Consider the following 25894-nt stretch of genomic DNA (forward strand, 5'->3'; position numbering starts at 1 on the left):
GTGGTGCTGCAATGTGCGGTACGACGGCAACGCCTCGCCGTTGAAAAGTCCAATGTGGACGAAAATCCTCCACCTGAGGTTCTTCTGAAGTCCTCGTGAAACCCTTTATTCACCGCCGGTCTGGTCGTAGTGTCTATGTCGTTACCGCGCCCCAGGAGGTGGTTCACATGGCGAAGAAGTCCAAGAAGTCGAAGAAGGACAAGAAGAACAAGAAGAAGAAGTAACCTCTGCTCAGGCGGTGGCCGAGGTCGGGCATTCCCCGACCCGGCCCACCCGCGGGCCCGGTGGCCCGCAAGCGTTACAAATGAGCGGTGAGCACACTCGACGGATATCTCGGCGCGGTCGTCGGCCGCCTCCAGGGCATCTTCCGCGGGCGGCTCGTCGGGGTCTACCCGGCCGGCTCGCTCGCCTTCGACGCCTACGTCCCCGGCCGCAGCGACGTCGACCTGCTGGCCGTCGCCGAGCGCCCGGCACCGGCCGAGATCGCGGCCGTCGTCGCCGCGCTGGACCACGAGCGGCTGCCGTGCCCCGCCGCCGGCCTCGAGTTCGTCCTGTACGACCGGGCCACCCTGGCCGGGCTCTCCACCGAGGCCGGATTCGCGCTCAACCTGAACACCGGCGCGCAGCTGCTGCCGAAGGCCGAGACCGGACCCGGCGACGGGCTCAGCTTCTGGTACCCGATCGACCGCGACATGGTCCGCCAGCAGCGCCGCGCGCTCATCGGCCCGCCCTTCCCCGACCTCGTGACCCGGGTGCGCCCACGCGTGCTCCTGCCGGTCGTCGCCGAGTCGGTCGCCGCGCAGCTCGCCGGCCTCACCGACCACGGCGACAACGCGGTGCTCAACGGTTGCCGGGCGCTGCGGTACCACGCCGAGCACACCTGGTCACCCAAGCGCGCCGCCGCCGCGTGGGCCGCCGAGCACCTGCCGGCCGAGGCCCCGGTGATCCGCGCCGCGCTCGCCAGCCACGCCGAGAGCCGCGAGGCCGGCCGGATCGTCGACCGGGCCGCGGCCGCGTCGTTCCTGCAGAAGGTGCATGCCATCGTCGGCGCGCCCGGTTAGGGTGGCTCGGTGCATGTCGCCGACAGTCATGACCTCATCCAGGTCCACGGGGCCCGCGAGAACAACCTGAAGAACGTCAGCGTCGAGATCCCCAAGCGCCGGCTCACGGTGTTCACCGGCGTGTCGGGTTCCGGCAAGAGCTCGCTCGTCTTCGGCACCATCGCGGCGGAGTCGCAGCGGCTCATCAACGAGACGTACAGCGCGTTCGTGCAGGGCTTCATGCCGAGCCTCGCGCGGCCCGACGTCGACCTCCTCGAGGGGCTGACCACGGCCATCATCGTCGACCAGGAGCGGATGGGCGCGAACTCCCGCTCCACCGTGGGCACCGCGACCGACGCCAACGCCATGCTGCGGATCGTGTTCAGCCGGCTGGGCGAGCCGAGCGCCGGGCCGGCGTTCCACTACAGCTTCAACGTGCCGGCCGGGGCCTGCCCCCGCTGCGAGGGCATGGGCACCGTGACCGACATCGACCTCGACGAGCTGTTCGACAAGAACAAGTCGCTCGCCGAGGGGGCGATCACGGTCCCCGGCTACACCGTCGACGGCTGGCTGGTGCGCATCTTCGCCGCATCCGGCTTCGTCGACGCCGACAAGCCGATCAAGGACTACACCGAGCAGGAGCGCCACGACTTCCTCTACAAGGAGCCGGTGAAGGTCAAGGTCGAGAGCATCAACATGACGTACGAGGGGCTCGTGCCCCGCGTGCAGAAGGCCTTTCTGCAGAAGGACAAGGAGGCCCTCCAGCCGCACCTGCGCGCCTTCGTGGACCGGGCGGTCACCTTCACCGCCTGCCCCGAGTGCGGCGGCACCCGGCTCAACCAGGCCGCGCTCGCCTCGCGCATCGGCGGGGTGAACATCGCCGACGCGTGCGCGATGCAGATCAGCGACCTGGCCGAGTGGGTGCGCGGCATCGAGGACCGCTCGGTCGCGCCGCTGCTGGGCACGCTCCAGCGGACGCTGGACTCGTTCGTGGAGATCGGGCTCGGGTACCTCTCCCTCGACCGGCCGTCGGGCACCCTGTCCGGCGGCGAGGCCCAGCGCACGAAGATGATCCGGCACCTCGGGTCGTCGCTCACGGACGTGTCGTACATCTTCGACGAGCCGACCGTCGGCCTGCACCCGCACGACATCCAGCGCATGAACGGCCTGCTCCAGCGCCTGCGCGACAAGGGCAACACCGTGCTCGTGGTCGAGCACAAGCCGGAGACGATCGCGATCGCCGACCACGTCGTCGACCTCGGCCCCGGCGCGGGCGGCTCCGGCGGCACGGTGTGCTTCGAGGGCACCGTCGAAGGACTGCGCCGCAGCGGTACCCTGACCGGCCGTCACCTGGACTATCGAGCCGGACTGCGGCCGCAGTTCCGCAAGCCTTCCGGTTTCCTGCAAGTGCGGGGCGCGAACACCCACAACCTTCGCGACGTGGACGTGGACATCCCGCTGGGCGTGCTCGTGGTCGTCACCGGCGTGGCCGGCTCCGGCAAGAGCTCGCTCATCCACGGCTCCGTCCCGAAGAGCGCCGGCGTCGTCTCCGTCGACCAGAGCGCGATCCGCGGCTCGCGGCGCAGCAACCCGGCGACGTACACCGGCCTGCTCGACCCGATCCGCAAGGCCTTCGCGAAAGCGGGCGGGGTGAAGCCGGCCCTGTTCAGCGCGAACTCGGAGGGCGCCTGCCCGAACTGCAACGGCAACGGCGTCATCTACACCGACCTGGCGATGATGGCCGGCGTCGCCACGATCTGCGAGGAGTGCGAGGGCAAGCGCTTCCAGGCGTCGGTGCTGGAGTACCGCCTCGGCGGCCGCAACATCGCCGAGGTCCTCGCGATGCCGGTGACGGAGGCGCACGAGTTCTTCGCGGCGGGCGAGTCGCGCATCCCGGCGGCGCACACGATCCTGTCCCGCCTCGCCGACGTCGGCCTCGGCTACCTCAGCCTCGGCCAGCCCCTGACCACCCTCTCCGGCGGCGAGCGCCAGCGCCTGAAGCTCGCGATCCACATGGCCGAGAAGGGCGGCGTGTACGTCCTCGACGAGCCGACCACCGGCCTGCACCTCGCCGACGTGGAGCAGCTGCTGGGCCTGCTCAACCGCCTCGTCGACGCCGGCAAGTCGGTGATCGTCATCGAGCACCACCTGGCCGTGATGGCCTCGGCCGACTGGATCATCGACATCGGCCCCGGCGCGGGCCACGACGGCGGCACGGTCGTCTTCGAGGGCACCCCCGCGGACCTCGTGAAGGCCCGCTCCACGCTCACGGGCGAGCACCTGGCCGCATACGTGACGCTGGCGTGAGCGCCGCCGCGTCCGTGACGCTGGCGTGAGCGCCGTCGCCGCGTTCCCGGCCCGGAGCGCCGGCGGCCCATCGCCGTCGCGGTCGAATCAGGGGAACGTGACGGTCACGAGCAGGCCGCCGCCGGGTGGTGCGGTCGCGGTCAGGTCGGCGTGGTGCGCGGTCGCGATGGCGCGGACGATGGCCAGCCCGAGGCCGTAGCCGTCCTTCGTGGTGCGGACGCGCTGGACGCCGAGGCGCTGGAACGGCTGGAAGAGACGGTCCAGCTCGTCCTCCGGCACGACGGCGCCGGTGTTCTGCACGCTCAGCCTCGCGCGGCCCCCGGTCACGCCGGTCGTGACCGTCACCGTGCCGCCCGGCACGTTGTGCTTCACGGCGTTGTCGACGAGGTTCGCGACCAGGCTCTCCACCAGGTCCGCGGCGCCCGTCGCCGGGGCCGCGCCCAGGCTCGCGTCCAGCGTCAGACCCTCGAACGGGCGGTCGGCCAGGACGCGGCGGGCCACGTCGGCCAGGTCCAGCGGCAGCGCGTGCTCCACGCCCTGCTCGCCCGTCGCCAGGGTCAGCAGCGAGTCGATCAGCCTCGCCTGGCTCTCGCCCAGCGCCAGCACCTCGCGGGCGGCCGCGCGCAGGTCGGCGGGGGAGGCCTCGGGATCGGCGAGGGTCACCTGGAGCAGGGCACGCTGGGCCGTCAGCGGCGTGCGCAGCTCGTGCGAGGCGTTCGCGACGAACCGGCGCTGGGCCGCGAAGGACGCCTCGAGGCGGGCGAACAGATCGTCGAGGGTCCCGGCCAGCTCGGCGAACTCGTCGCTACGGCCCATCTCGCCGAGCCGGCGATGCAGGTTCGTGGCGGAGATGTCCCGGGCCGTGTCGATCATGAGTCGCAGCGGGCGCAGGAACAGGCCCGAGATCTGCCAGCCCAGGACGATCGCGATGACCAGCATGGAGAACATCGAGAACACCACGAGCTTGACGAACGGGCCCGTCTGCTCCGGTTCGATGCCGCTCAGCGGAGCCGGACCGTCGCCGGCGGGCACCGACACCTTCGAGCCGAGCAGCGGGATGAGCAGGAGCACGAAGCCGGACACCAGGAAGGGGCCCGCGTAGAGGAACGTCAGCTGGCGGCGGACCGTCCAGCGCCAATGCGTGCGCCGGTTCGTGAGCCAGTGCATCAGCCACTCCATGAGCCACTCCATGCGCCACCTCATGCCGGGCCGACCCGGTAGCCGGCCTCGCGCACGGTGTGGATGACGGGCGGGTCGCCCAGACGCCCCCGCAGCCGCCGGACCGTCGTCTTCACCGCGGTCGTGAACGGGTCCGCCGCCTCGTCCCAGACCCGCTCGAGCAGCTCCTCGGCGGAGACCGGGCGGCCGCCGGCGGCCATCAGGCACTCCAGCACGCCGAACTCCTTCGGGCTCAGCTCCAGCCGCCGCCCGTCGCGGGTGGCGGCGTGCCGGGCCGGGTCCAGGGTCAGGTCGCCGACGGTCAGCACCGGCGGCAGGGCCATGGTCGGGCGGCGGGCGAGGGCGCGGACGCGGGCCACGAGCTCGTCGAAGTCGAACGGCTTGGGCAGGTAGTCGTCGGCGCCGAGGCCGAGGCCCTCGACCCGGTCGCGGACGGTGCCCGCAGCGGTCAGCATGAGCACCCGGCTGGCCTGATGGCGCTCGACGATGCGCCGGCACACCGTGTCGCCGGGGACGCCGGGCAGGTCGCGGTCGAGGACGACGACGTCATACCGCGTCACCGCCAGCTTCTCCAGCGCCTCGGCCCCGTCGAGGACCACGTCCACGGCCAGGCCCTCGCGGCGCAGGCCGGCGCCGATGGTCCGGGCCAGGATCTCGAAGTCCTCCACGACGAGCACGCGCATGCGTCCACGATGCCAGGCCGCCGGTGTCAGCGCGGTGACACCCGATGACACCGGGCCGTCACCGCCCGCCGCGTAGAACCGGAGCCATGCATGACGCCACCATCACCGTCGAAGGGCTGCGCAAGCGGTTCGGCCCGGCCCTGGCCCTCGACGGCATGACGTTCACCGTGCGGCCCGGGCGCGTCACCGGGTTCGTCGGGCCGAACGGGGCCGGGAAGTCGACCACCATGCGCGTGATCCTCGGGCTCGACGCGGCCGAGGCGGGGCGCGCGCTCGTCGGCGGGCGGCCGTATCGTGGCCTCGCCCGGCCCCTGTGCCACCTCGGCTCGCTGCTGGACGCCGCGGCGCTGCAGCCGGGCCGGACCGCCCGCAACCATCTGCTGTGGCTCGCCCACTCGCAGGGCCTGCCGGGCCGCCGCGCCGACGAGGTGCTGGAGCTGGCCGGGCTCGGCGGCGTCGGGCGGCGTCGGGCGGGCGGCTTCAGCCTCGGCATGCGCCAGCGGCTCGGGATCGCCGCGTCGCTGCTCGGCGACCCGCCCGCGCTGATGCTCGACGAGCCGTTCAACGGGATGGACCCCGAGGGCATCATCTGGATGCGCACGTTCCTGCGCGACCTGGCCGGCGAGGGCCGGGCGGTGCTCGTCTCCAGCCACCTCATGAGCGAGCTGCAGGGGGTCGCGGACCACGTGGTCGTGGTCGGCCGCGGGCGCGTCATCGCCGACGCGGGCGTGGCCGAGCTGCTGGCCGGGGCCGCCAACGGCAGGATCGTCGTGCGCTCCTCCGCGATCGACCGGGCCTCGGGTGTGCTGCGCGAGCACGCCGAATCCGTCCTGCCCGACGGCGACGGCACCCTCACGGTCACCGGCGTGGCCGCCGAGGAGGTCATCGCGCGGCTGAGCGCGGCGGGCGTGCCGTTCTCCGAGGTCTCCCCGCACCGCGCCACGCTCGAGGACGCCTACCTCGGCCTGACCCGCGACGCCGTCGAGTTCCGCGCCGCGGCCCCCGGGGAGGCGCGATGACCTTCGCACGCCTCCTGCACGCCGAATGGACGAAGCTGCGCACCGTGCGCGGCTGGGTGCTCGGCCTGCTCGCCGGGGCCGCGGTCATCCTCGCGCTCGGCCTCACGCCCAGCCGCGCCGGCTCCTGCGATGTGTCCGACTGCACCCCGGCGCACGGGCCCGAAGGGCAGGCGGTCGCCGACCAGTTCACCTACGTCCACCGCACCCTCACCGGCGACGGCAGCATCACCGCCCGGGTCGCGGACCTCACCGGGCGGCTGCCGACGTTCGACGGCGCGAACACCCGCGACGGGCTCGCACCGTGGGCCAAGGCCGGCCTGATGATCAAGGACGGGACGGCGGCCGGCTCCGCGTACGCGGCGGTGATGCTGACCGGCGAGCACGGGGTGCGGCTGCAGTGGAACTACGTGCACGACGAGGGCGTCGACGCGGGCGCGCGGGTCAGGCCGCAGCCGGTGTGGCTGCGCCTGACCCGCGCCGGTGACACCGTCACGGCCGAGCGGTCCGCCGACGGCACGGCGTGGGTGGCGGTCGGCTCGGCCCGGCTGCCCGGACTGCCGGCGACCGTCACGGCCGGGATGTTCGCGACCTCGCCGCAGTATTCCGAGCAGGTCAACGAGTCCGTCGTGCTCTCCGGCGTCTCCGGCGCGCCGAGCACCGCCACCGGCACGTTCGAGCATCCGGCGACGACCGGCACCTTCTCGGCGGACTGGGAAGGCCCGGGCGGCGGGGCGCCGGAGCCGGCCGGAACCGGCGCGCCCGGCGGAACCGGCGCGCCCGGCGGAACCGGCGCGCCCGGCGGAGCGGGTGCGCCCGGCGGAGCGGGTGCGCCGGACGGCGCGCGGGCACGTTCGGACGGGCCGCGGACGGGCGCCGCGCCGACCGCGGACGGCTGGACGGTGACCGGCTCCGGGGACATCGCGCCCGCCGTCTCGGGCGCGGCCGGGGGCAGCGTGACGATCAGCCAGACGCTCGCCGGGACCTTCCCCGGGCTGATGTTCGTCGTGGTGGTCGGGGCCGTGTTCGTCGCGGGGGAGTACCGCCGCGGCCTGATCCGCACCTCGCTCGCCGCCGCCCCGCGACGGCTGCACCTGCTCACCGCCAAGGCCCTCGTGCTGGGCGGGGCCGTGTTCGGGCTCGGGCTGGCCGCGGCCGCGGTCGTGGTCGCCTTCGGGCCGGGGGTGCTGCGCGGCAACGGGGCGGCGGTCGCCTACGCCCCGGCGGCGACCCAGGCGCGGGTCGTGGCCGGCACCGCGCTGCTGCTGGCCCTGTGCGCGGCGCTCGCGGCCGGGTTCGGGGCGCTGCTGCGCAAGGGCGTCACCGCGGTCACCGTCTCGATCGTCGTGATCGTGCTGCCCTATCTGCTGTCGGTCACGGTGCTGCCGCTGCGCGCGAGCGACTGGCTGCTGCGGGTGACCCCGGCCGCGGCGTTCGCGCTGCAGCAGAGCGAGCCGCGCTGGGCCCAGGTCGACAACGTCTACTCGCCCGCGGACGGGTACTTCCCGCTGCCGGCGTGGGGTGGCCTGGCCGTGCTCGTCGTGTGGGTCGCGGTGGTGCTGGGCGGCGCGGGGTACCGGCTGCGGCGGAGGGACGCATGAGGACCGCCCTGCACGCCGAGTGGACCAAGCTGCGCACGTCGCCGGGCAGCTGGTGGCTGCTGGTGGGGGTCGCGGCGGCCACGATCGCGCTGAGCGCGCTCGCGGCGGCGGCCGTGTCGTGCCGGGCCGGGTGCACCGCCGATCTGGCGAAGGTCTCGCTGACGGGGGTCCAGCTCGGGCAGGCCGTGGTCGCGATCCTGGCGGCGCTGGTGATCGGCAACGAGTACACCACCGGCATGATGCGGGTCAGTCTCGCCGCCGTGCCCGGGCGCACCCGGCTGCTGGCGGCCAAGGCGCTGGTGCTGCTCGCGACCAGCTCGGCCGCGGCGGTCGCGGGCGTCGCCGGGTCCGTGCTCGCGGGCCGGGCGCTGCTGCCCGCGCACGCGTTCGTGTGGCGGCCGGTGCTCGGGTCGGTGCTGTACCTCGAGCTCGTCGCGCTGCTCGCGCTCGGCCTGGCCGCGGCGGTGCGCAGCCCGGCGGGGGCGGCCGGGATCGTGCTGGCGCTGCTGTACGCGTGGCCGATCGTCGCCCGCGCGGTCACCGACAAGACGTGGTCGCGGCGGCTCGACCAGCTCGGCCCGGGGACCGCCGGCGCCGCCGTGCAGGCCACGAAGGACCTGGCGGCGCTGCCGATCGGGCCCTGGGCCGGGCTCGGGGTGCTCGGGCTGTGGGCGCTGGGCGCACTGCTGCTCGGCTGGCTGCTCCTGGTGCGCCGCGATGCGTAGGCCCCGCCTCGCCGTCTCGCCGGGGGTCGCTGAACGTTACACCGTCACCATCGTCCTGAGCTGTGCGTTCAGGGCTCGGCCGATCGACCGGCGGAAACTGTCGTACCCCCGGCCTACTGTCCGGGGCGTGCGCCGCCCAGCCGTCATCGCCGCCCTCGCCGCCGCGGTCGCCGCCGCCACGCTCGTCGGCGTGCTGCCGGCCGCGGCCGCCGAGCCCTACCTCGACCCGAGCCTGCCCGTCGCGTAGCGGGTCGCGGACCTGATGGCGCGGATGAGCCTCGACGAGAAGCTCGGGCAGATGACCCAGGCCGAGCGCGGCTCCGCGACCGCCGCCGACGTCACCGGCTACCGGCTCGGCTCGATCCTCTCCGGCGGCGGCTCCGCACCCTCGCCGAACACCGCAAGCGCCTGGGCCGACATGACCGACACCTTCCAGCGCGGCGCCCTCGCCACCCCGCTGAAGATCCCGATCCTCTACGGCTCCGACGCGGTGCACGGGCACAACAACGTCGTCGGCGCCACGATCTTCCCGCACAACGTCGGCCTCGGCGCCACCCGCGACCCCGCCCTGGCCCAGCAGGTCGGCCGGGCCACCGCGGAGGAGGTCAAGGGCACCGGCGTGCACTGGACGTTCTCGCCCTGCCTGTGCGTGGCGCGCAACGACCGCTGGGGCCGCACCTACGAGTCGTTCGCCGAGAAGCCCGAGCTGCCCGTGTCGATGGCGACGATCATCGACGGATACCAGTCCGGCGGGGTGCTCGCCACGGCCAAGCACTACGTCGGCGACGGCGGCACCACCGGCGGCGTCGACCAGGGCGACACCCAGATCTCCGAGGCGGAGCTGCGGGCCGTGCACCTGCCCCCGTTCCAGGAGGCGATCCGCCGGCACGTCGCCTCGGTGATGGTCTCCTTCTCCTCGTGCAACGGACAGAAGCTGCACGGCGACGACTACCTGCTCAACGGCATGCTGAAGGGCGAGCTGGGCTTCGACGGGTTCGTCGTGTCCGACTGGAACGGCATCGACCAGATCGAGGGCGGCGAGGGCTTCACCGCCTCCGAGGTCCGCCGGGCGGTCAACGCGGGCATCGACATGGTGATGGTGACGAGCGCGTGGAAGCAGTTCATCGACGTGCTGCGCGGCGAGGTCCAGGCGGGGCGGGTCACCACGGCCCGCATCGACGACGCGGTGCGCCGGATCCTCACGAAGAAGTTGGAGTTCGGGCTCTTCGAGCACCCGTTCGCCGACCGGACGCTGACCGGCACTGTCGGCGGCACCGCGCACCGCGGCGTCGCCCGGCAGGCCGTGCGCGAGTCGCAGGTGCTGCTCAAGAACACCGGGGTGCTGCCGCTGGCCAGGAGTGGCAAGATCTTCGTGGCCGGCAAGAGCGCCGACAACATCGGGCTGCAGAGCGGCGGCTGGACCGTCAGCTGGCAGGGCGCGTCCGGCAACACGACGCCGGGCACCACGATCCTGCAGGGCATCCGCGCCTCGGCCGGGTCGTCGGCGACGGTGACGTACAACGCGTCGGGCTCCGGCATCGACCGCAGCTACAACGTCGCCGTCGCGGTGATCGGGGAGACGCCCTACGCCGAGGGCCAGGGCGACCGCCCGAACTCGCTCGGCCTCGACTCGACCGACCTCGCGACCCTCGACACGCTCAAGGCCTCCGGCGTGCCCGTGGTGGTCGTGCTGGTCTCCGGCCGCCCGCTGGACATCGCCGCGCAGCTGCCGGACTGGAGCGGCCTGCTCGCCGCGTGGCTGCCCGGCACCGAGGGCGCCGGCGTGGCCAGCCTGCTCTTCGGCGACTACGCGCCGACGGGCAGGCTGCCGATGACGTGGATGCGGTCCGCGTCGCAGGAGCCGATCAACGACGGCGACGGCAAGACCCCGCTGTTCGCCTACGGCTACGGCCTGACCTATGCCACGACGCCCCCGCCGAGCGGGCCGGGACAGCCGGGCACCCCCGCGGTCTCGGCCGTGACCAGCACCTCGGCCACCCTGACCTGGACCGCCCCCGCGACGGGCACGGCCGCGGTGTCCTACCGCGTCTACCGTGCCGACATGCTGCTGGCGACGGTCGCGTCGACGTCGTACCAGCTGACCGGCCTGGCCCCGAACACGACGACGTCCTACACCGTGGTGGCGGTCGACTCGGCGGGCCGCACGGGCCCGGCCTCGGCCGCGGCGACGGTGACCACACCGCCGGCCACGACCACACCGCCGCCGACCACACCGCCGACCACACCGCCGCCGGCCGCGTGCGCCGTGACGTACTCGGTGAACGACTGGGGCGGCGGCTTCACCGGCACCGTGTCGGTGAAGAACACGGGCAGCACCACGATCAACGGCTGGACGCTGGGCTTCACCTTCCCGGGCAACCAGAAGGTGTCCCAGGGCTGGTCGGCGACGTGGACGCAGTCGGGCGCGGCGGTGACCGCGAAGAGCGAGGCGTGGAACGGCACCCTGGCCCCGGGCGCGTCGCTTTCGGCCGGCTTCAACGCGTACACCGGCGCGAACCCGCGCCCGGCGTCCTTCACCCTGAACGGCGCCGCCTGCACCGTCTCGTAGGAGCGTGGGCCGGGTCGTCGCTCGCGGTTCGTGGACGCTCGGCCCGCCCAGCCGGGTCAGCGGCACCGCCGTCGCCCAGCCGGTGCGGTCCTTGCCCGGCAGGCCCGGCGAGTGATCGTCACGGACCCGACCCCGACCCGGCAGTGGCGGGCGTCTACCGGAAGGGCTTCGGGCGGATGACGTTCACACGACGCAGAACTCGTTGCCCTCCGGGTCGAGGAGCACGACGTGGTCGGGGCGGCCCTCGAGGTCGAACACGGCCTGCTCGGTCGCGCCGGCCGCGATCAGCCGGTCGGCCTTGGCGCGGACCTTCGGCCAGCGCTCCTCCCACGGGGTCGCCCGGCCGCCGCCGACCTGCACGTCGACGTGGATGCGGTTCTTCGCGCGCTTGGGCTCCGGCACCTTCAGGAACGAGATTCGCGGGCCGGCGCCGCTCGGGTCCTCGATCGCGGCGCCGTCGTCCCACTCGTCCTCGGGCACCTCGAAGCGGATCAGCCACTGCTCCCAGCTGTCGAACCCGGCGGGCGGGGCGGCCGGGACGTAGCCGAGGGCCTCGCACCAGAAGGCGGCCAGCGCGCCCGGCGCGGCGCAGTCGAACGTCAGTGTGAACGGTGTCGTCATGCATCGGAAGTGTGCCGGGCTTGATAGGCAAGCCGCGACTTGCCTATGCTGTCGGGGTGACGATCCGAATCAACCTGGCGAGCGTGTTCGTGACCGACCAGGCCGCGGCCCTGCGCTTCTACACCGAGATCCTCGGCTTCGTGAAGAAGACCGACATCCCCATGGGCGACGGCGTCAGCTGGCTCACCGTCGTCTCCGCCGACCAGCCCGACGGGGTCGAGCTCGTCCTCGAGCCCTCCGGGCACCCGGCCGTCGCGCCGTTCCGCGAGGCCCTCGTCAACGACGGGATCCCCTGGACGTCCTTCGCGGTCGAGGACGTCCAGGCCGAGTACGACCGGCTGGTCGCCGCCGGCGTGGTGTTCACCCAGCCGCCGACCGACATGGGGCCGGTGACCACTGCGGTGTTCGACGACACCTGCGGCAACCTGATCCAGATCGCGGCCCAGAAGTGAACGGGCGCTCCGGCGGGGAGCCGGAGCGCCCGAACCTCACGACAGCGGTGATCGCGCCCAGCGCCGGACGGGGCCCCACGCGCCCGCCGCCGGGTAGCTGACCGTCGACCGGGCGCCGCCGTTCGTGGGCCGGCCGTCGTTGCGGTCGGCGGGGGTGCCGCGCCGGAAGCCCGGCCCGTCTCAGGCCGGCCGGCGGGTCAGGACCTGGGCGCCCGAGGCGGTGATGGCCACGGTGTGCTCGGAGTGGGCGGTGCGGGAGCCGTCGGCCGAGCGGATCGTCCAGCCGTCGTCGTCGTACTTGATCCGGTCCGTCGACCGGCACAGCCACGGCTCGATGGCGATCGTCAGGCCCGGCTCGAGCTTCATGCCCCGCTTGGCGCGGCCGTTGTTCGCCACGTGCGGGGCCTCGTGCATGGTCCGGCCGATGCCGTGGCCGCCGAACTCGTTGTTGACGCGGTAGCCGTAGCCGTGGGCGACCTCGCCGATCGCGGCGGAGATGTCGCCGAGCCGGCCGCCGGGCTGGGCCGCCTTGATCGCCGCCTCCAGCGCGACCTCGGTGGCCTCGATGAGCCTCTCGTCGGCCGGGTCGGGGGTGCCGACGATGCACGAGAGCGCGGAGTCGGCCACCCAGCCGTCGATGCCGACCGCCATGTCGATGCTGAGCAGGTCGCCGTCGCGCAGGACGTAGTCGTGCGGCAGCCCGTGCAGCACCGCGTCGTTCACCGACAGGCACAGCACGTTGCGGAACGGGCCGCGGCCGAACGAGGGGGCGTAGTCCCAGTAGCAGGACTCGGCGCCGCGCTCCTTGATCCGGCGGCGGGCGTGGTGCTCGATGTCCATCAGGTTGACGCCGACCGCGGCGACACCGCGCAGCTCGGCGAGCAGCTCGCCGACGAACTGGCCGGTCACCGCCATCCGGCCGATCTCCTCGGCGGACTTGAGCTCGATCACGACAGTTTCCCTCTCCCGGTGCGGTATTTCTGTACTGGTATTTTTATACCATGCCGCCGAGTGCGCCCCGGAGCAGGGTCAGCCACGCGGCGGGCTGGTCCAGGTGGGCGTCGTGGCCCGCGCCCTCGATCACCGCGTAGCCCACCTCCGGCCGCAGCTCGCGCATGCGCTCGTCCCCGGCCGGCGGGCAGGTGCCGCGCTCGCCGCGGACCAGCAGCGTCGGGGCCGTGATCGAGCGCCACTCGTCCCAGCGTGCCACGGCCGCGACCGGCGCGATCGCCGCCTCCATCACGTCGGCGTCGAACCGGGGGCGCAGGCCGTCCTCGCCCTCGGCGAGGTCCGCGGCCCACGCGTGCGCCGTCGGCGTGGCGCCGAGGTGCTCCACCGCCGCCGCACGCGAGGCGAACGGCACCGGCCACGCGGCGAACCAGCGGCCCAGGCGCGCCGGGTAGTCGTCGCCCGGCTCCGCGCCGCCCACGCCCGCCTCCAGCATCACGAGGCCGCCGACGAGGTGCGGGTACCACGCCGCCAGCAGCATCGCCGTGTGCCCGCCCATCGACTGCCCGGCCACGGCGACCGGGCCGCCGCCGCAGAGCTGCTCGACGGCCGCGGCGGCGTCGGCGACGAAGGCGCGGCGGGACAGGTCCGCGGGGCGGCGGGTGCTGTGGCCGTGGCCGCGCTGGTCGAGCACGACGACGCGGCACGCCGCAACCAGGGCCGCGGCCGTCGGGCGCAGCTCCTCGGCCGAGCCGGCCAGGCCGTGCAGCAGCAGGACCGGCGGGGCGCCGGGATCGCCGCCGACGAGGCCGGACAGCGTCACGTCATCACGGTGGAGCTCGATGCGTCGCACGCCTCCATGATCGGGCATCGCGCGACTCGCTCAATGTCCGCATCAGCGGATGTTTCGGGCAATTAGGATGAACCGCATCACGATCGAGCGGGGGACTCCATGCGCAGTCGAGGGCGGTACGCCGTCGCCGTCACCTTCACCACCGCGGCGACCCTCGTGGCCACCGCCGCCGGGGCCGGCGCCGTCACCGAGGGCCCCGCGGGGCACGTCGTGGCCCGCTACGACCTGAACGAGGGCCCGGGCGCGCGCACGATGGCCGACAGCTCCGGCCACGCCCTCGACGGCACCGTCGGCTCCGAGGTGCAGACGGGCGTCGCGGTGCGGGGCGCGACCGGCTACCGCTTCACCCGCCTCGAGCCCGACACCCCGCCGACCCACCCGCGCCACCTGGCGACCGTGACCAGCGCGGCCGAGCTCAACCCCGGCAACCGGGACTTCGCGGTGACCGTCCGGCTGCGCACGCAGTACCACTTCGGCAACATCGTGCAGAAGGGCCAGGCCACCGTCGAGGGCGGGAACTTCAAGCTGCAGATCCCCAGCGGCATCGCGCAGTGCCTGTTCCGCGGCGACCACGGCTCGCTGATCGTCTCCTCGAAGACCCGGCTCAACGACGGGGACTGGCACACCGTGCGCTGCGAGCGCACCCGGGACGGGCTGGCGCTGGTCGTCGACGGGCGCACCGAGGCGCGCAAGCCCGGCTGGACCGGCTTCATCGCCAACGGCTGGCCGCTGTCGATCGGCGGCAAGACGAGCTGCGACCAGGTCGACGTCGGCTGCGACTACTACGCGGGTGACCTCGACTACGTACAGCTCGAGGCGCGTTGAACCTCGGCATCGGCAGAACCCTCAGCCGCCCACCGGCCCCGAAGTTCCCGGCGTGACGAGCCCGGTCTCGTAGGCCACCACGATCGCCTGGGCCCGGTCGCGCAGCCCGAGCTTGGACAGGATCCGGGCCACGTGCGTCTTCACCGTGGCGTCCGACAGGAACAGGCTCCCGGCCAGCTCGGCGTTGCTCAGCCCGCGGGCCAGCAGCGTCAGCACCTCGATCTCGCGCGGCGTCAGCGCCGACAGGTCGCGGTGCAGGGTCGCGGTGCGCGCGTCGCGGGCCGCGTACCGCTCGATGAGCCGCCGCGTGATCGCCGGGGCGAGCAGCGCGTCCCCGGCCCGCACCAGGCGCACGGCCGCCACGAGCTGCTCGGGGCTCACGTCCTTGAGCAGGAACCCGGACGCGCCGGCGGACAGGGCCGCGTACACGTACCGGTCCAGGTCGAACGTGGTGAGGATGACGACCCGGGGCGCGGCGGCGGGCTCGCCCCCGAGGATGCGCCGGGTCGCCTCGAGGCCGTCCATCGCGGGCATCCGCACGTCCATGAGCACCACGTCGGGCCGGGTGCGCCGGACCGCCTCGACCGCCTCGGCCCCGTCGGCGGCCTCGGCGACCACGTCGATGCCGTCGGCGGTGAGGATCATCCGGAACCCGGTGCGCACCAGCGCCTGATCGTCCGCGATGACCACGCGCAGCGGTGCCGTCACGAGGAAGCCCCCAGCGGAATCTCGGCCACGACCCGGAACCCGCCCGTCGGGCGCGGGGCGGCGGTGAGCGTACCGCCGTGGACGGCGAGGCGTTCGCGCAGCCCGGCCAGGCCGCGCCCGCTGCCGGCGGCCCCCGGCACCGGCTCGCCCCCGGTGTCGGCCACGTCGACGCGCAGCGTCCGCCCGTCGGCCGTCACGACGACGTCGACCCCGGCGCCGGCCGCGTGCCTGACCGCGTTGGTGAGCGCCTCCTGCACGACCCGGTACGCGGCCAGCCCGACCCCGGGCGGCACGCCGGGCGCGGCGACGGCGAGGGTGACCGGCACCCCGGTCTCGCGCACCCGGGCGACCAGGGTCTCCAGCTGCTCCAGGCCCGGCTGCGGGGCGAGGTCCTCGCCGTCGGCGTCGATGGTGAGCAGGCCGATGACCTGCCGCAGCTCGGTGAGCGCGGCCCGGCCCCCGGACTCGACCGCCAGCAGCGCCTCCTTCGCCTGGTCCGGCCGCGCGTCCATGACCTTGCGGGCCGCGCCGGCCTGCACGACCATCACGCTCACGTTGTGCGTGACGATGTCGTGCAGCTCGCGGGCGAGCCGGGCCCGTTCGCGCTCCACCGCGAGCCGGGCCGCGACCTCCTGCTCGCGTTCGGCGGTGCGGGCCCGCACCCGCCAGGTGTGCAGGGCGTTCGCGGCCAGCCCGACCGAGGCGAGCATCAGGAACAGGACCAGGCCCTGCGGCACGTCCGGCAGGTTCTCCCGCAGGTTGCTGACGGCGAGCGCGCCCGCGACCACGACGCTGGCCAGGGCGAGGTTGCGGTAGCGGGAGTACATCGGGGCGCTGTAGGCGGCGACGAGGGCCGCGGCCACGCTCCACGTGGGATCGGCGTCCATCCGGAACACCCGGAACGCGCACACGGCGATGACCAGGAACGACGCGAGCGGCCAGCGGCGCCGGGTGGCCAGCGGCAGGGCGGTGAGCGCGGCCACGATCAGCAGCGCCCCGGCCGGCTGCTGGTCCGGCGGCGGGGGCGGGAACGCGGGCGCGTCGGGCGGCTGCGGGACCCGGTCGAACGGGCCGTACACGATGATCGGGCCCGGTCGATCCTGGTGGAGGGGTTCGGCGGCGCCGTTGACCGCGCCGGCGGCGAGCACCAGCGCGAGGATGATGTCGGCGGCCCAGGCCCAGGGCGTCAGGCGGGTCTGACCCGGGGTGACCACCCGCAGCCAGGCCACCGCGGCCCGCCATCCGCGTCGAGACAGTTGCCGGAGGTCCACCCGCCCAGTCTGGCCCACGGTCGGGCCGCAGCGCGTCGGGACCGGTGCGTACATCGCAATGATGACGCCGGCGGCCGTACGCCCTGATGCCGACCCGAAACCCGCACGGCGGCCGACGTGGCCGTGCCCGGTGCCGCCCTAGCGTTCGCGGCATGACCGAATCAGGTGTGCTCATCGCGTTCGACGATGTGACGAAGCAGTACGAGGGCGGGACCGCCGCCCTGGACGGGCTCAGCCTGCGGGTGCGGCGCGGGGAGGCCCTCGCGGTGCTGGGGCCCTCCGGCAGCGGCAAGTCGACGCTGCTCAACCTCATCGCGGGGCTGGACCGGCCGACGAGCGGCGCGGTGAGCGTGGACGGGGTGCGGGTCGACCGGCTGTCGGAGGCGGCCTCGGCGCAGTACCGCCGCACCCGCATCGGCATGGTCTTCCAGTTCTTCAACCTGCTCGACGACCTCACCGTGCTCGACAACGTCCTGCTGCCCGCCCAGCTGTCCGGCACCGGCCGGGGCCCGGCGCTCAAGCGCGCGCAGGAGCTGCTGGAGTACCTCGGCGTCGCCCGCCACGCGAAGGCCTTCCCGGGCCGGCTCTCCGGCGGCGAGCGGCAGCGGGTCGCGGTCGCCCGGGCGCTCATGAACCGGCCGCCGCTGCTGCTGGCCGACGAGCCCACCGGAGCCCTGGACACCGCCTCCGGGCAGGAGGTGCGCCGGCTGCTCACCGAGCTCAACCGCGACGGCCAGACCCTGCTGCTCGTCACCCACGACCTCGCGCTGGCCGAGGCCTGCGCCACCCGGACCATCTCGCTCGTCGACGGCCGGCTCGCCACGGGGGTGGCGGCATGAGCGGTCCGGAGCGAAGCGGAGGGGCCGCTCATCATGGACACAGTCCCCTCATGCCGGCGCCGGAGCTTGCGGAGGTGACGGCATGAGCGGGGGTCTGGGCCGCGTGGTGCGCTCCGGAGTCGGCCGGCGCCGCGTGCAGACCGTCGTCATGGCGCTCACGACGCTGCTCGCGGTGACCGCGTCCGTCCTCGCCGTCGGGCTGCTCGTGGCCGCCTCGGCGCCGTTCGCCGAGGCGTTCCAGCGCCAGCACGGCGCCCACCTCACCGCTCAGTTCGACGCGGCCAAGGTGACCGCCGGCCAGCTCGCCGCCACGCGGCAGGCGGCCGGGGTGACCGAGGCCGGCGGGCCCTTCCCGACCGTCGAGCTCGCCCCGACGCTCGTCCGGAGCGCCCAGCACCTCCCGGCGGGGATCACGCTGCCCTCGGCCACCATCGTGGGGCGCCCCGATCCCGGCACCGGCCTCGACCGCCTCGAGCTCACCGCCGGCCGCTACGCCACCGGCCCCGGCGAGATCGTCTGGGCCGGCGCCGAGGCGCCGTTCTCCGTCGGCGACCAGCTGCGCTACGACGACGCCCCGGGCGCCCCGACGCTGACCATCGTCGGGCTGGCCCGCTCGGTCGGCCGGACCGGCGCCGCGTGGGCACTCCCGGCGACGGTCACCGCGATGACGCCGGCCGGCAAGGGCGGGTTCCAGATGTCGTACCGCCTCGCGAAGTCGGCCACCGACGCCGACATCACCGCCGGGAGGAAGGCGATCGCCGCCACCGTGCCCGACGGCGCGATGCAGGGCGCCGCCTCCTACCTGACGGTCAAGTTCGACACCGAGAAGGTGGCCGCCACCTTCGCCCCGTTCGTGACCGCGTTCGGCGTGCTCGGCCTGGTGATGTCGGTGCTCATCATCGGCATCGTGGTCAGCGGCGCGGTCGGCTCGGCCACCCGGCGCATCGGCATCCTCAAGGCGCTGGGCTACAGCCCGGCCCGGGTCGTGCGCGCCTACGTCATGCAGGCGCTCATCCCGGCCGCGATCGGCGCGCTCATCGGCGTGCCGCTGGGCAACCTCGCGGCGGTGCCGATCCTCGACGACGAGGGCGAGGCGTTCGGCACCGGCGTGCACACCGTCGACTGGTGGGTGTCCGTGGCCGTCCCGCTCGCGGCCCTGGCCGCGGTCGCGCTCACCGCGTTCGTGCCGGCGCTGCGGGCCGGGCGGCTGCGCACGGTCGACGCCCTCGCGGTCGGCCGCACCCCGTCGCTGGGCCGCGGGCGGCTCGCGCGGCACGTGCTGGGCCGGCTGCCGCTGCCCCGCCCGGTGAGCCTGGGCCTGGCCAACCCGTTCACCCGCCCCGGCCGCTCGGCGACGATCGCCGCGGCGGTCGCCCTGGGCGCGCTCGGCGTGACCTTCGGGACCGGGCTCGCGATGTCCGTCGGCGCGGTGCAGACCGCGCTGAACAAGCGCACGGCCGGCGACGTCGAGGTCTACGCCGGACGCCCGCCCACGCCCGGCGAGGCGGAGTCCGGGCCGGCCGGGGAGCCGGACCCGGCCGCGATCGAGGCGGCGATCCGGGCCCAGCCGGGCACCGGCAGGTACTTCGCGAGCTGGTACGCCGAGGCGACCGTCGCCGGGCTCACCGGCACCACCGAGATCGTCGAGTTCGAGGGCGACGCCTCCTGGGCCTCCTACGAAATGATCGCGGGCCGCTGGTTCGCCGCCCCCGGCGAGGTGGTCGTGCCCAGCGCGTTCCTCGCCGCGGCCGGGGTCAAGGTCGGCGACACGCTGACGGTGAGCGCCGGCGGCCGGTCCACGACGGTCACGATCGTCGGCGAGGCCCTCGACCTCAGCTCGGACGGGCGCCGGCTCATCGCCGACGCGCGCACGTTCGACGCGCTGGACCTGCCGGGCACGCGGGGCGGGAAGCGCTTCGAGATCCTGGTGCAGCACGGAACGGATCTGGCGCAGTACACCAAGGGGCTCGAGGCCGCCCTGGGCGACAACGGCCACGCCGAGGTGAACGTGGCCGAGATCAGCGAGACCGTGGTGGCCATGGACACCCTCGCCGGGACGCTCACCCTGATGCTCGTCGCCGTGGCCGGCCTCGGCGTGCTCAACACGGTGGTGCTGGACACCCGGGAGCGGGTGCACGAGCTGGGCGTGTTCAAGGCGCTCGGGATGGGGCCGCGGCAGAGCGTGGCGATGGTGCTCACCTCCGTCGCCGGGATCGGCCTCGTCGCAGGCATCGTGGGGGTGCCGGCCGGGATCGCGCTGCACGACTGGGTCCTGCCGCGGATGGCCACGGCCGCCGGGACGCGCTTCCCGCAGCACATCATCGAGGTGTACTCCCTGAGCGTCCTCACCCCGCTGGCGTTCGGCGGCCTCGTCATCGCCCTGGCCGGCGCCCTGCTCCCGGCGGGCTGGGCGGCCCGCACCAGCACCGCGCGAGCGCTGCGCACCGAGTAAGGTTCCCGGGCGTGGAGTTGCAGCGCAGACGCCGGCCCCTCGGCTTTGCTCTTCTCGTCGTCGTGTTCGGCCTGCTCGCCCTGGCCTGCGCCTGGGGCTCCGGCAGCGGCGCCCGCCTGATCCTCGCGATCGGCGGGCTCGCCGCGCTCGTCCTCGGCGCGGCGCTGGTCCGCGACGAGCTCCGCCCGTTCCGCTTCGCCATCGGCGCCGACGGCATCACCACGCGCGACGGCCTCGTCCCCTGGTCCGCGATCGACAAGGTGGTCCTGGACGAGCCCGTGCCGCCCGCGACCTCCGGCCCGCACCTGATCCTCGAGCCCGGCGGGCGCGCCGTGCTCAAGCTGCTGGACGTGCGCCAGTCGCAGGCCGACATCGCCGCCGCCCTCGACCGGCACGCCGGGGCCCGCTTCGACAACCGCATCGCCCGCCGCGGCGAGGCGCCGGGCTTCACCACGGTGCTGCGCGGCTACGAGCCCGGCCGCATCGACCGGCTCGTGCGCCGCGCCCAGGACGCCCTGCTCGACGGCGACCCGGCCGAGCGCGCCGCGGCCCGGGCGGCCCTCGACGAGCCGGACCTGGTGGTCGTGGCGCGCGGCTACGACCGCGCCCAGGTCGAGCAGCACCTGCGCAAGCTGGCCGCCCGGCTGGGCCCGGCGCGATGACCGTCATGGCGTGGCTCGCCGGGGAGCGGCAGGCGTGGCTGGCGCGGGCCGCGGCGCTGGACCACGGGCTGGAGGAGCCCGGCTGGGACCGGGCCGCCACCGGGGCGAACACGCTCGGCAGCCTGACCATGCCGCAGGTGGCCTGGCTGATCGCGAAGGGCCCCGACGCCTCGGCCCGGGCGCTGATCGGCAAGGAGTCCTACCTGCGGCTGCGCCAGCGCATCGACGTGGGGCGGGTCGCGGTCGCGCGCTTCGAGCTGGACGCGCTGACGTTCGCCGCCGGGCTGGCCGGCACCAGCCCCGACGCGCTGGGCCTGCTGATGCTGCCGTTGCGGGGGCCGGAGCCGGCCGCCCTGGTCGCGGGCTGGCTGCGGCACCTCGGGTCGGCGCGGCTGTGGGCCCGGCTGTGGCTGGAGCGGCACCCCGAGGCCGCGGCCCGGGCCCTGATCCCGGCCGCGGCCGGGCGCCCGGGCAAGGCCCGGCAGAACGCCGAGGACGCGCTGCGGTACCTCGCCGCGGCCGGGCACGAGCCGCTCGTCGTCAAGATCGCCGGCGAGCTCGGGACGGCCGCGCTCGCCGCGGTCCCGGCCCTCCTCGCCGCCGGCCCGGCGCCGCTCGCCCGGGCGAAGCCGCCGGCGTGGGCACGGCCGGAGCTGCTGCCGCCGGTCCGCTCGGCGGCGGGCACGCCGCTGCCGCCGCAGGAGGCCGCCCGGCTGGTCGGCGCGCTGACCCGCTCGCGCCTGGCCGAGCCGCCGGAGCCGGCGCCGGGCGACCCCGCCCCGCCCGGCGTCGCGGTGCCGCTCGTCGTCGAGGGGTCGGCGGCCGCGCAGCCGATGGTGGCCCCGGCCGACCCGGAGCTGGAGCGGCTGATCGCGGGCTGTGACCGGGGGAGCCTGGCGGCGTTCGGGCGGGCGCTGCTGCAGGCGTGGCTGGCGGCCGGGATGCCGGCGTCGCACGCGTGGGCGATCCTGGCGCAGGCGCACGTCGGCGACGCCGCGACCTGGGCCGAGCTGGCGCCGCTGGTGCGGTCGTGGCCGGCGAAGAGCCGGTACCTGCGGGCGATCGACGGCCACGCGGTGCTGGCCACCGTGGGCACCGACGAGTCGCTGCGCCACGCGCTCGCGATCGAGCACGTGATGTCGGGCGGCCCGATGAACGAGCGGGCCGTGGCCTACCTGACCCAGGCCGCGGCCCGGCGCGGGCTGTCCCGGACGCAGCTGGCGGACCGGCTGACGGTGACTCACGGGCTGGAGACCGCGATGACGCTGGACTACGGGCGGCGCGCGTTCACGGTGGTCGCCGACGAGCACCTGACCCTCCTCGCCGTCGACACCGACGGGCGCCGGCTCGCGAAGCCGCCCAAGCCGGGGGTCAAGGACACGAACCCGGAGGCGTACGAGCGGTTCCAGCGCCTGAAGAAGGAGGTGCGCGCGACCGCGGCCGTGCAGATCGCCCGCCTCGAGCGCGACATGCTCGAGCACCGGCTCCGGCCGGCCCGGGACCTGCCGGCCGTGCTGCTGGCGCACCCGATCCTGGGCCCGCTCGCGCGGCGGCTGCTGTGGGCGCAGTACGGCCCCGGCCGCCGGCTGCTGCGGGCGCTGCGGATCGCCGAGGACGGCAGCTTCGCGGACCTCGACGACCGGACCGCGACCGTCGACGACCACGCCGAGCTCGGCATCGTGCACCCGGCGGAGCTCGGCGCGGCGCTGGGCGACTGGGCCCACCTCTTCGCCGACTACGAGATCATGCAGCCGTTCCCGCAGCTGAACCGGCCCGTCATGACGCTGACCGAGCGGCAGCGCGCGCAGACCAGCCTGCCCGGCGGGCTCGGACCGGTGCCGTCGAGCCGGATCTCGGCGCTGGCGGACGGGTCGTGGCACAGCAACGACCACGGTGCGCGCCGCCACACCCAGCTCTCGCGCGGGCTGCCCGGCGAGCTGCGGCTGGTGGTCGAGCTGGACCCGGGCGTGCCGACGTCGTGGGGCGCCACCGTGCCCGACGAGCAGCGGATCGCCGAGATCTGGGTCGACGACGCGTGGTCGGACCATTGGCAGCGCGCGCGGCGCATCCCGCTCGGCGCCGCCGACCCGGCCGCGCTGTCGGAGCTGCTGGTGGAGCTCTACGCGGCCGGACGCTAGGACACGACCGTGCCGTGCTCGTCCACGACCTTGGTCTGCCAGTAGCGGTACCACTCGTCGTCGACGTACACCGGCTCCTGCCCGGCCGGGTAGCGCACGTATCCGGCCGGCGGCTGCTGGTCCTCGGGCACGCACGCGGCGCCTGTCCGATTCCCGACCGCCTTCACCGGATACTCCTGCGACCGGCAGACCCGCTCGCGCATGTCGCAGCCGGTGACGGGCAGGAGGGCGAGGATCATCACGGTCGCGGCGGAGCGGATGCGGACCTGCGGCATCCCACTATGGTGTACCACGATGGCGCTGAATGACCGGCTGCGCGACGCGCTGCACGATCCGAACGCCGTGGTGCGGCTCGACGCGGCGCGCACGGCCGCCGGCACCGGTGACCCCCGGCTGGTCGAGCCGCTGCTCGAGGTGGCGCTGCGCGACACGGCCGAGGTGCGGGTCGCCGGCGGGCTCGGCGAGACCTACGAGCACGTCGGCGACGCGGCCGCGGTCGCCCTCGGCGAGATCCTCGCGCGCCGGGGCGGCATCGACCCGCGGATCGCGTTCGCCGCCGAGGACCTCGGCTGCGACGACGACCGCGTCGCCACCCTGCTGTACTACCTCGGCCCCCGCTACGAGCCGCTGCGCCAGCGCCTCGAGCACCACGAGCAGCCCCGGGTCCGGCTGCGGGCGGCCCGGGCCGTGCTGTCGATCAACCGCACCGCCGCCTTCGCGGCCAGGCTGCTGGGCGACCCGTCGCCGCTGCTGCGCCTGGAGGGCCTGCAGGTCCCGGCGCACCTGCGCGACGACGCCGTCTGCCTGCGGCTCATGCGCATCGACCCCGATCCGCGCGTGCGCGCCGAGGCCGCGACGCTGCTGCGGTTCACCACCACGGGCGTCGAGCCGTTCGCCGCGGCCGCCCGGTCCGAGCCCGACCCCGGCGTGCGGGCCGCGCTCGTGGCCTGCCTCGCGCACCGCCGCCGCGACCCGCAGGCCGTGCGGGCCATCGCCGGGCTGCTCGGCGACCCCGGCGTGCCGGTCCGGCGGGCGGCCGCCGAGGCGCTGCGCGACGCCACCGACCCGGTCGCGGGGGCGGCGATCGGGCTGCGGGTGCTGGCCGAGCCCGACGAGGACGTGCTGGGGGCGCTGCTGCGCTACCGCGGCCTGCTCGAGGAGGCACCGGAGCTGCGCCCGCTCATCGAGCGCCTGCATCGGTACGCCAACTTCGACGACGATCGCCGCACGCTCGGCGCGCTGCTCAACGCCCGCCGGCGCGCCGCCACCGCGGCCCGGTTCACCGGCGACGTCCGGCTGCTGCGCGCGATCCTGCGGCAGGCCGCCGACGCGCTCGGCTCCACCACCCTGCGCGACTGGCTCGACGATCCCGGCCGCCCGGTGCCGATCGGCCCGCCCGAGGTCGAGGAGTGCGTCCAGGCGTGGACGTCGCTGGATCCCGAGCGCGTCCTGACCGCGGGGGAGCACGCCGCCTACGCCGCGGCCCTCGCCGACCCCGCGTACGCCACGCCCGACCCGGTCCGCGGCCCGACCACCGCGGCGCGCCGGGCCCTGGATCTCACCCGGGTCGCGCACGTGCTGACCGCCCGGCTGCTCGCGGCCGGGGCCGAGCCGCCGCCGGCCGCGCCGATCCAGCGGCTGGTGCTGCCCGGCGAGGACTCGATCGAGGCGCTGCGCTCGGTGCTGTCGATCGAGGAGTGCCGGCGCGCCCGGAACGTGGCCTGGCTGCGGCTGCTCATGCGCCCGGCCGACGAGACGTGGTACCTCGAGGCCCTGCGCGCCGCCCATCCGACGACTCCGCCGCCGCAGGACGATCCGAGCGACTGGCTGCTGGATCTCGCGGTGACGGCCGCCGAGGGCCGGCGCAGCACCGGCTACCACTGACCCGCGGCGTCCACAGGGGACGATCCAGCTTGGACGTTGCTGTGGTCGGGGCGTTGTTCGCCGGCTCGGTCAGTCAGCCGGGCGGGGCATGAACGGGGTGAGGCGCTGCACCGTCGCGGCGAGCGCCTCGCCGAAGTGCGGATCGGTCCAGACGGCGTCCTCGAGCGCCTGGATGACGCGCCGCCGGGTGCCGGCGGTCGGCGTCGGCGACGACGCGGACTCGCGCTCCAGCGTGAGCAGCGCCGGGTCGTCCTCGAGCTTCGCCCGCACGAGCCCGGCCAGCCCGCGCAGCTGCTCCTCGATCGCGGGCGCGGCCTCCTGCGCCCGGCCCCGGTCGAACAGGTGCGAGGCCATCCAGCCGACCGCGAGTTCCACCATTGTCACAGTGCATACCTTCGCACATTCACGGCCGGTCAAGAATGGCCGCGAACCGCTCCTCCGCGAGGTCCAGCTGACGGAAGATGTGTTCCTTCACGAGTCGTGTCAGCGGTGTGTCGGGCCGCCCCACGAGTTCGCGCAGCACCGGCACCAGGGGGCGATACTTCGCCGCCGAACGCTCGACCTTCGGCCCCGTGGTGTGGATCACACCGACGCCGTTGTCGGTGAAGTCGGAGACCTTGATGACCCGCGCCCACGGGTCCCGCTCGAGGCTGGCCCTGACGTGCTCGCGGTACTGCTCGTGCTTGTCGGATGACGGGTCGTACTCGGGGTTGGTGACCGCCGCGACGAGCCCGGCGACCCGGTCACCGAACCGGCCGGCGAGGACCGCGAGCGCCTGCCCGGCCGTCGCGCCCGGGTGGCCGGCCAGCTCCGCGGGGTGGTCCTCGACGGTGTCGTGCAGCACGGCCGCGGCGATCACGTCCACGTCGGACACCGCGTAGTGGTGCATGATCCGGATCGCGACGCGCAGCAGGTGGTTCACGTACGGCTCCCGCACCCGCCGGTCGTCGCGGTGCAGTTCACCGGCGAGGTCCAGAGCCGCGGCGAGCCGGTCGCGCTCGGGCGGGGCGAAGCGCTCGATCTCGAGACGGTACCGCTCCCGCAGCCCCGGCTCGCCATAGATCTCCGTGATCGCGTGCATCGGCATGGTGCCGAGGTACGACGGGAAACTCATGAATATG

Annotated in this window: 23 protein-coding genes; 13 read left to right on the plus strand and 10 right to left on the minus strand. The window is 74.6% G+C overall.

Going from position 1 to position 25894, the window contains the following annotated elements:
* Positions 1-311 precede the first annotated feature (311 nt).
* Complete coding sequence (locus ACQP2P_RS23440; protein WP_433604053.1) at positions 312-1061, plus strand: aminoglycoside adenylyltransferase domain-containing protein; 750 nt, start codon at positions 312-314, stop codon at positions 1059-1061.
* A 9-nt stretch (positions 1062-1070) separates the two neighbouring features.
* Positions 1071-3347, plus strand: coding sequence for an ATP-binding cassette domain-containing protein (locus ACQP2P_RS23445; protein ID WP_433604054.1), 2277 nt, complete (start codon positions 1071-1073; stop codon positions 3345-3347).
* Between the two features lie 87 nt (positions 3348-3434).
* Here the strand turns inward: ACQP2P_RS23445 and ACQP2P_RS23450 are convergent, their stop codons facing one another.
* Together ACQP2P_RS23450 and ACQP2P_RS23455 are read right to left on the minus strand one after the other, a co-directional pair.
* Positions 3435-4526 carry a sensor histidine kinase gene (locus ACQP2P_RS23450; protein ID WP_433604055.1) on the minus strand — a complete coding sequence of 364 codons (1092 nt, stop codon included), beginning with the start codon at positions 4524-4526 and terminating at the stop codon, positions 3435-3437.
* A gap of 20 nt (positions 4527-4546) precedes the next feature.
* Positions 4547-5209, minus strand: a complete 663-nt coding sequence (locus ACQP2P_RS23455) for a response regulator transcription factor (protein ID WP_433604056.1) — start codon at positions 5207-5209, stop codon at positions 4547-4549.
* A gap of 86 nt (positions 5210-5295) precedes the next feature.
* Here ACQP2P_RS23455 and ACQP2P_RS23460 point away from each other — a divergent pair, with 86 nt between their 5' ends.
* The 4 genes from ACQP2P_RS23460 (at position 5296) to ACQP2P_RS23475 (ending at position 11120) form a co-directional block, all read left to right on the plus strand.
* Complete coding sequence (locus ACQP2P_RS23460) at positions 5296-6228, plus strand: ATP-binding cassette domain-containing protein (protein ID WP_433604057.1); 933 nt, start codon at positions 5296-5298, stop codon at positions 6226-6228.
* Positions 6225-7826, plus strand: a complete 1602-nt coding sequence (locus ACQP2P_RS23465; protein ID WP_433604058.1) for an ABC transporter permease subunit — start codon at positions 6225-6227, stop codon at positions 7824-7826. The genes ACQP2P_RS23460 and ACQP2P_RS23465 overlap by 4 nt, the downstream gene beginning before the upstream one ends.
* On the plus strand, positions 7823-8551 hold the full coding sequence (locus ACQP2P_RS23470) for an ABC transporter permease (RefSeq protein ID WP_433604059.1): 729 nt from the start codon (positions 7823-7825) through the stop codon (positions 8549-8551). The genes ACQP2P_RS23465 and ACQP2P_RS23470 overlap by 4 nt, the downstream gene beginning before the upstream one ends.
* Before the next feature lie 271 nt (positions 8552-8822).
* Positions 8823-11120, plus strand: a complete 2298-nt coding sequence (locus ACQP2P_RS23475) for a glycoside hydrolase family 3 N-terminal domain-containing protein (protein ID WP_433604060.1) — start codon at positions 8823-8825, stop codon at positions 11118-11120.
* 183 nt (positions 11121-11303) lie between these two features.
* Here the strand turns inward: ACQP2P_RS23475 and ACQP2P_RS23480 are convergent, their stop codons facing one another.
* Entirely contained in the window at positions 11304-11741 is a 438-nt protein-coding gene (locus ACQP2P_RS23480; protein ID WP_433604061.1) for a VOC family protein, read from the minus strand.
* A gap of 62 nt (positions 11742-11803) precedes the next feature.
* Here ACQP2P_RS23480 and ACQP2P_RS23485 point away from each other — a divergent pair, with 62 nt between their 5' ends.
* A complete protein-coding gene (locus ACQP2P_RS23485; protein ID WP_433619223.1) occupies positions 11804-12193 on the plus strand; it encodes a VOC family protein in 390 nt (129 codons plus the stop codon).
* Between the two features lie 180 nt (positions 12194-12373).
* On the opposite strand, the gene map is transcribed toward ACQP2P_RS23485, so the two are convergent.
* On the minus strand, positions 12374-13144 hold the full coding sequence (gene map / locus ACQP2P_RS23490) for a type I methionyl aminopeptidase (protein WP_433604062.1): 771 nt from the start codon (positions 13142-13144) through the stop codon (positions 12374-12376).
* 43 nt (positions 13145-13187) lie between these two features.
* Positions 13188-13994 (minus strand): alpha/beta fold hydrolase, encoded by an 807-nt coding sequence (locus ACQP2P_RS23495; RefSeq protein ID WP_433604063.1) that lies wholly within the window; start codon positions 13992-13994, stop codon positions 13188-13190.
* Positions 13995-14093: 99 nt separating this feature from the next.
* On the opposite strand from ACQP2P_RS23495, the gene ACQP2P_RS23500 reads away from it, so the two are divergent.
* A complete protein-coding gene (locus ACQP2P_RS23500) occupies positions 14094-14819 on the plus strand; it encodes a laminin G domain-containing protein (protein ID WP_433604064.1) in 726 nt (241 codons plus the stop codon).
* A gap of 21 nt (positions 14820-14840) precedes the next feature.
* Here ACQP2P_RS23500 and ACQP2P_RS23505 read toward each other — a convergent pair whose 3' ends face one another.
* The gene (locus ACQP2P_RS23505) at positions 14841-15527 is read right to left on the minus strand and encodes a response regulator (protein ID WP_433604065.1); all 687 of its coding nucleotides are present in this window, start codon (positions 15525-15527) and stop codon (positions 14841-14843) included.
* Positions 15524-16798, minus strand: a complete 1275-nt coding sequence (locus ACQP2P_RS23510; protein ID WP_433604066.1) for a sensor histidine kinase — start codon at positions 16796-16798, stop codon at positions 15524-15526. The genes ACQP2P_RS23505 and ACQP2P_RS23510 overlap by 4 nt, the downstream gene beginning before the upstream one ends.
* 152 nt (positions 16799-16950) lie before the next feature.
* On the opposite strand from ACQP2P_RS23510, the gene ACQP2P_RS23515 reads away from it, so the two are divergent.
* From ACQP2P_RS23515 to ACQP2P_RS23530, 4 genes are all read left to right on the plus strand, one after another.
* Positions 16951-17637 (plus strand): ABC transporter ATP-binding protein, encoded by a 687-nt coding sequence (locus ACQP2P_RS23515; protein ID WP_433604067.1) that lies wholly within the window; start codon positions 16951-16953, stop codon positions 17635-17637.
* A gap of 82 nt (positions 17638-17719) precedes the next feature.
* The gene (locus ACQP2P_RS23520; protein ID WP_433604068.1) at positions 17720-20089 is read left to right on the plus strand and encodes an FtsX-like permease family protein; all 2370 of its coding nucleotides are present in this window, start codon (positions 17720-17722) and stop codon (positions 20087-20089) included.
* 11 nt (positions 20090-20100) lie between these two features.
* Positions 20101-20751 (plus strand): hypothetical protein, encoded by a 651-nt coding sequence (locus tag ACQP2P_RS23525; RefSeq protein ID WP_433604069.1) that lies wholly within the window; start codon positions 20101-20103, stop codon positions 20749-20751.
* Entirely contained in the window at positions 20748-22889 is a 2142-nt protein-coding gene (locus tag ACQP2P_RS23530) for a DUF4132 domain-containing protein (protein WP_433604070.1), read from the plus strand. Before ACQP2P_RS23525 ends, ACQP2P_RS23530 begins: the two co-directional genes overlap by 4 nt.
* Here the strand turns inward: ACQP2P_RS23530 and ACQP2P_RS23535 are convergent.
* Positions 22886-23164, minus strand: coding sequence for an SCO0607 family lipoprotein (locus ACQP2P_RS23535; RefSeq protein ID WP_433604071.1), 279 nt, complete (start codon positions 23162-23164; stop codon positions 22886-22888). The two genes, ACQP2P_RS23530 and ACQP2P_RS23535, sit on opposite strands and share 4 nt — an antisense overlap.
* A gap of 19 nt (positions 23165-23183) precedes the next feature.
* Between ACQP2P_RS23535 and ACQP2P_RS23540 the strand changes: the two genes are divergently transcribed.
* Positions 23184-24773 (plus strand): HEAT repeat domain-containing protein, encoded by a 1590-nt coding sequence (locus ACQP2P_RS23540; protein ID WP_433604072.1) that lies wholly within the window; start codon positions 23184-23186, stop codon positions 24771-24773.
* A gap of 69 nt (positions 24774-24842) precedes the next feature.
* Here ACQP2P_RS23540 and ACQP2P_RS23545 read toward each other — a convergent pair whose 3' ends face one another.
* Together ACQP2P_RS23545 and ACQP2P_RS23550 are read right to left on the minus strand one after the other, a co-directional pair.
* The gene (locus ACQP2P_RS23545) at positions 24843-25157 is read right to left on the minus strand and encodes a hypothetical protein (protein WP_433604073.1); all 315 of its coding nucleotides are present in this window, start codon (positions 25155-25157) and stop codon (positions 24843-24845) included.
* Positions 25158-25176: 19 nt separating this feature from the next.
* Positions 25177-25887 carry an HD domain-containing protein gene (locus ACQP2P_RS23550; protein WP_433604074.1) on the minus strand — a complete coding sequence of 237 codons (711 nt, stop codon included), beginning with the start codon at positions 25885-25887 and terminating at the stop codon, positions 25177-25179.
* Positions 25888-25894 lie beyond the last annotated feature (7 nt).

It is taken from the genome of Dactylosporangium sp. CA-139114 (assembly GCF_050955725.1).
In the GTDB taxonomy this organism is placed as follows: Bacteria; Actinomycetota; Actinomycetes; order Mycobacteriales; family Micromonosporaceae; genus Dactylosporangium.

Excerpts from the sequence above, each read along its gene's own strand:
- ACQP2P_RS23450 (WP_433604055.1), bottom strand. The coding sequence starts at position 4,526 with ATGGAGTGGCTGATGCACTGGCTCACGAACCGGCGCACGCATTGGCGC.
- ACQP2P_RS23455 (WP_433604056.1), bottom strand. The coding sequence starts at position 5,209 with ATGCGCGTGCTCGTCGTGGAGGACTTCGAGATCCTGGCCCGGACCATC.
- ACQP2P_RS23460 (WP_433604057.1), top strand. The coding sequence starts at position 5,296 with ATGCATGACGCCACCATCACCGTCGAAGGGCTGCGCAAGCGGTTCGGC.
- ACQP2P_RS23465 (WP_433604058.1), top strand. The coding sequence starts at position 6,225 with ATGACCTTCGCACGCCTCCTGCACGCCGAATGGACGAAGCTGCGCACC.
- ACQP2P_RS23470 (WP_433604059.1), top strand. The coding sequence starts at position 7,823 with ATGAGGACCGCCCTGCACGCCGAGTGGACCAAGCTGCGCACGTCGCCG.
- ACQP2P_RS23475 (WP_433604060.1), top strand. The coding sequence starts at position 8,823 with ATGAGCCTCGACGAGAAGCTCGGGCAGATGACCCAGGCCGAGCGCGGC.
- ACQP2P_RS23480 (WP_433604061.1), bottom strand. The coding sequence starts at position 11,741 with ATGACGACACCGTTCACACTGACGTTCGACTGCGCCGCGCCGGGCGCG.
- ACQP2P_RS23500 (WP_433604064.1), top strand. The coding sequence starts at position 14,094 with ATGCGCAGTCGAGGGCGGTACGCCGTCGCCGTCACCTTCACCACCGCG.
- ACQP2P_RS23515 (WP_433604067.1), top strand. The coding sequence starts at position 16,951 with ATGACCGAATCAGGTGTGCTCATCGCGTTCGACGATGTGACGAAGCAG.
- ACQP2P_RS23520 (WP_433604068.1), top strand. The coding sequence starts at position 17,720 with ATGAGCGGGGGTCTGGGCCGCGTGGTGCGCTCCGGAGTCGGCCGGCGC.
- ACQP2P_RS23530 (WP_433604070.1), top strand. The coding sequence starts at position 20,748 with ATGACCGTCATGGCGTGGCTCGCCGGGGAGCGGCAGGCGTGGCTGGCG.
- ACQP2P_RS23535 (WP_433604071.1), bottom strand. The coding sequence starts at position 23,164 with ATGCCGCAGGTCCGCATCCGCTCCGCCGCGACCGTGATGATCCTCGCC.
- ACQP2P_RS23540 (WP_433604072.1), top strand. The coding sequence starts at position 23,184 with ATGGCGCTGAATGACCGGCTGCGCGACGCGCTGCACGATCCGAACGCC.
- ACQP2P_RS23550 (WP_433604074.1), bottom strand. The coding sequence starts at position 25,887 with ATGAGTTTCCCGTCGTACCTCGGCACCATGCCGATGCACGCGATCACG.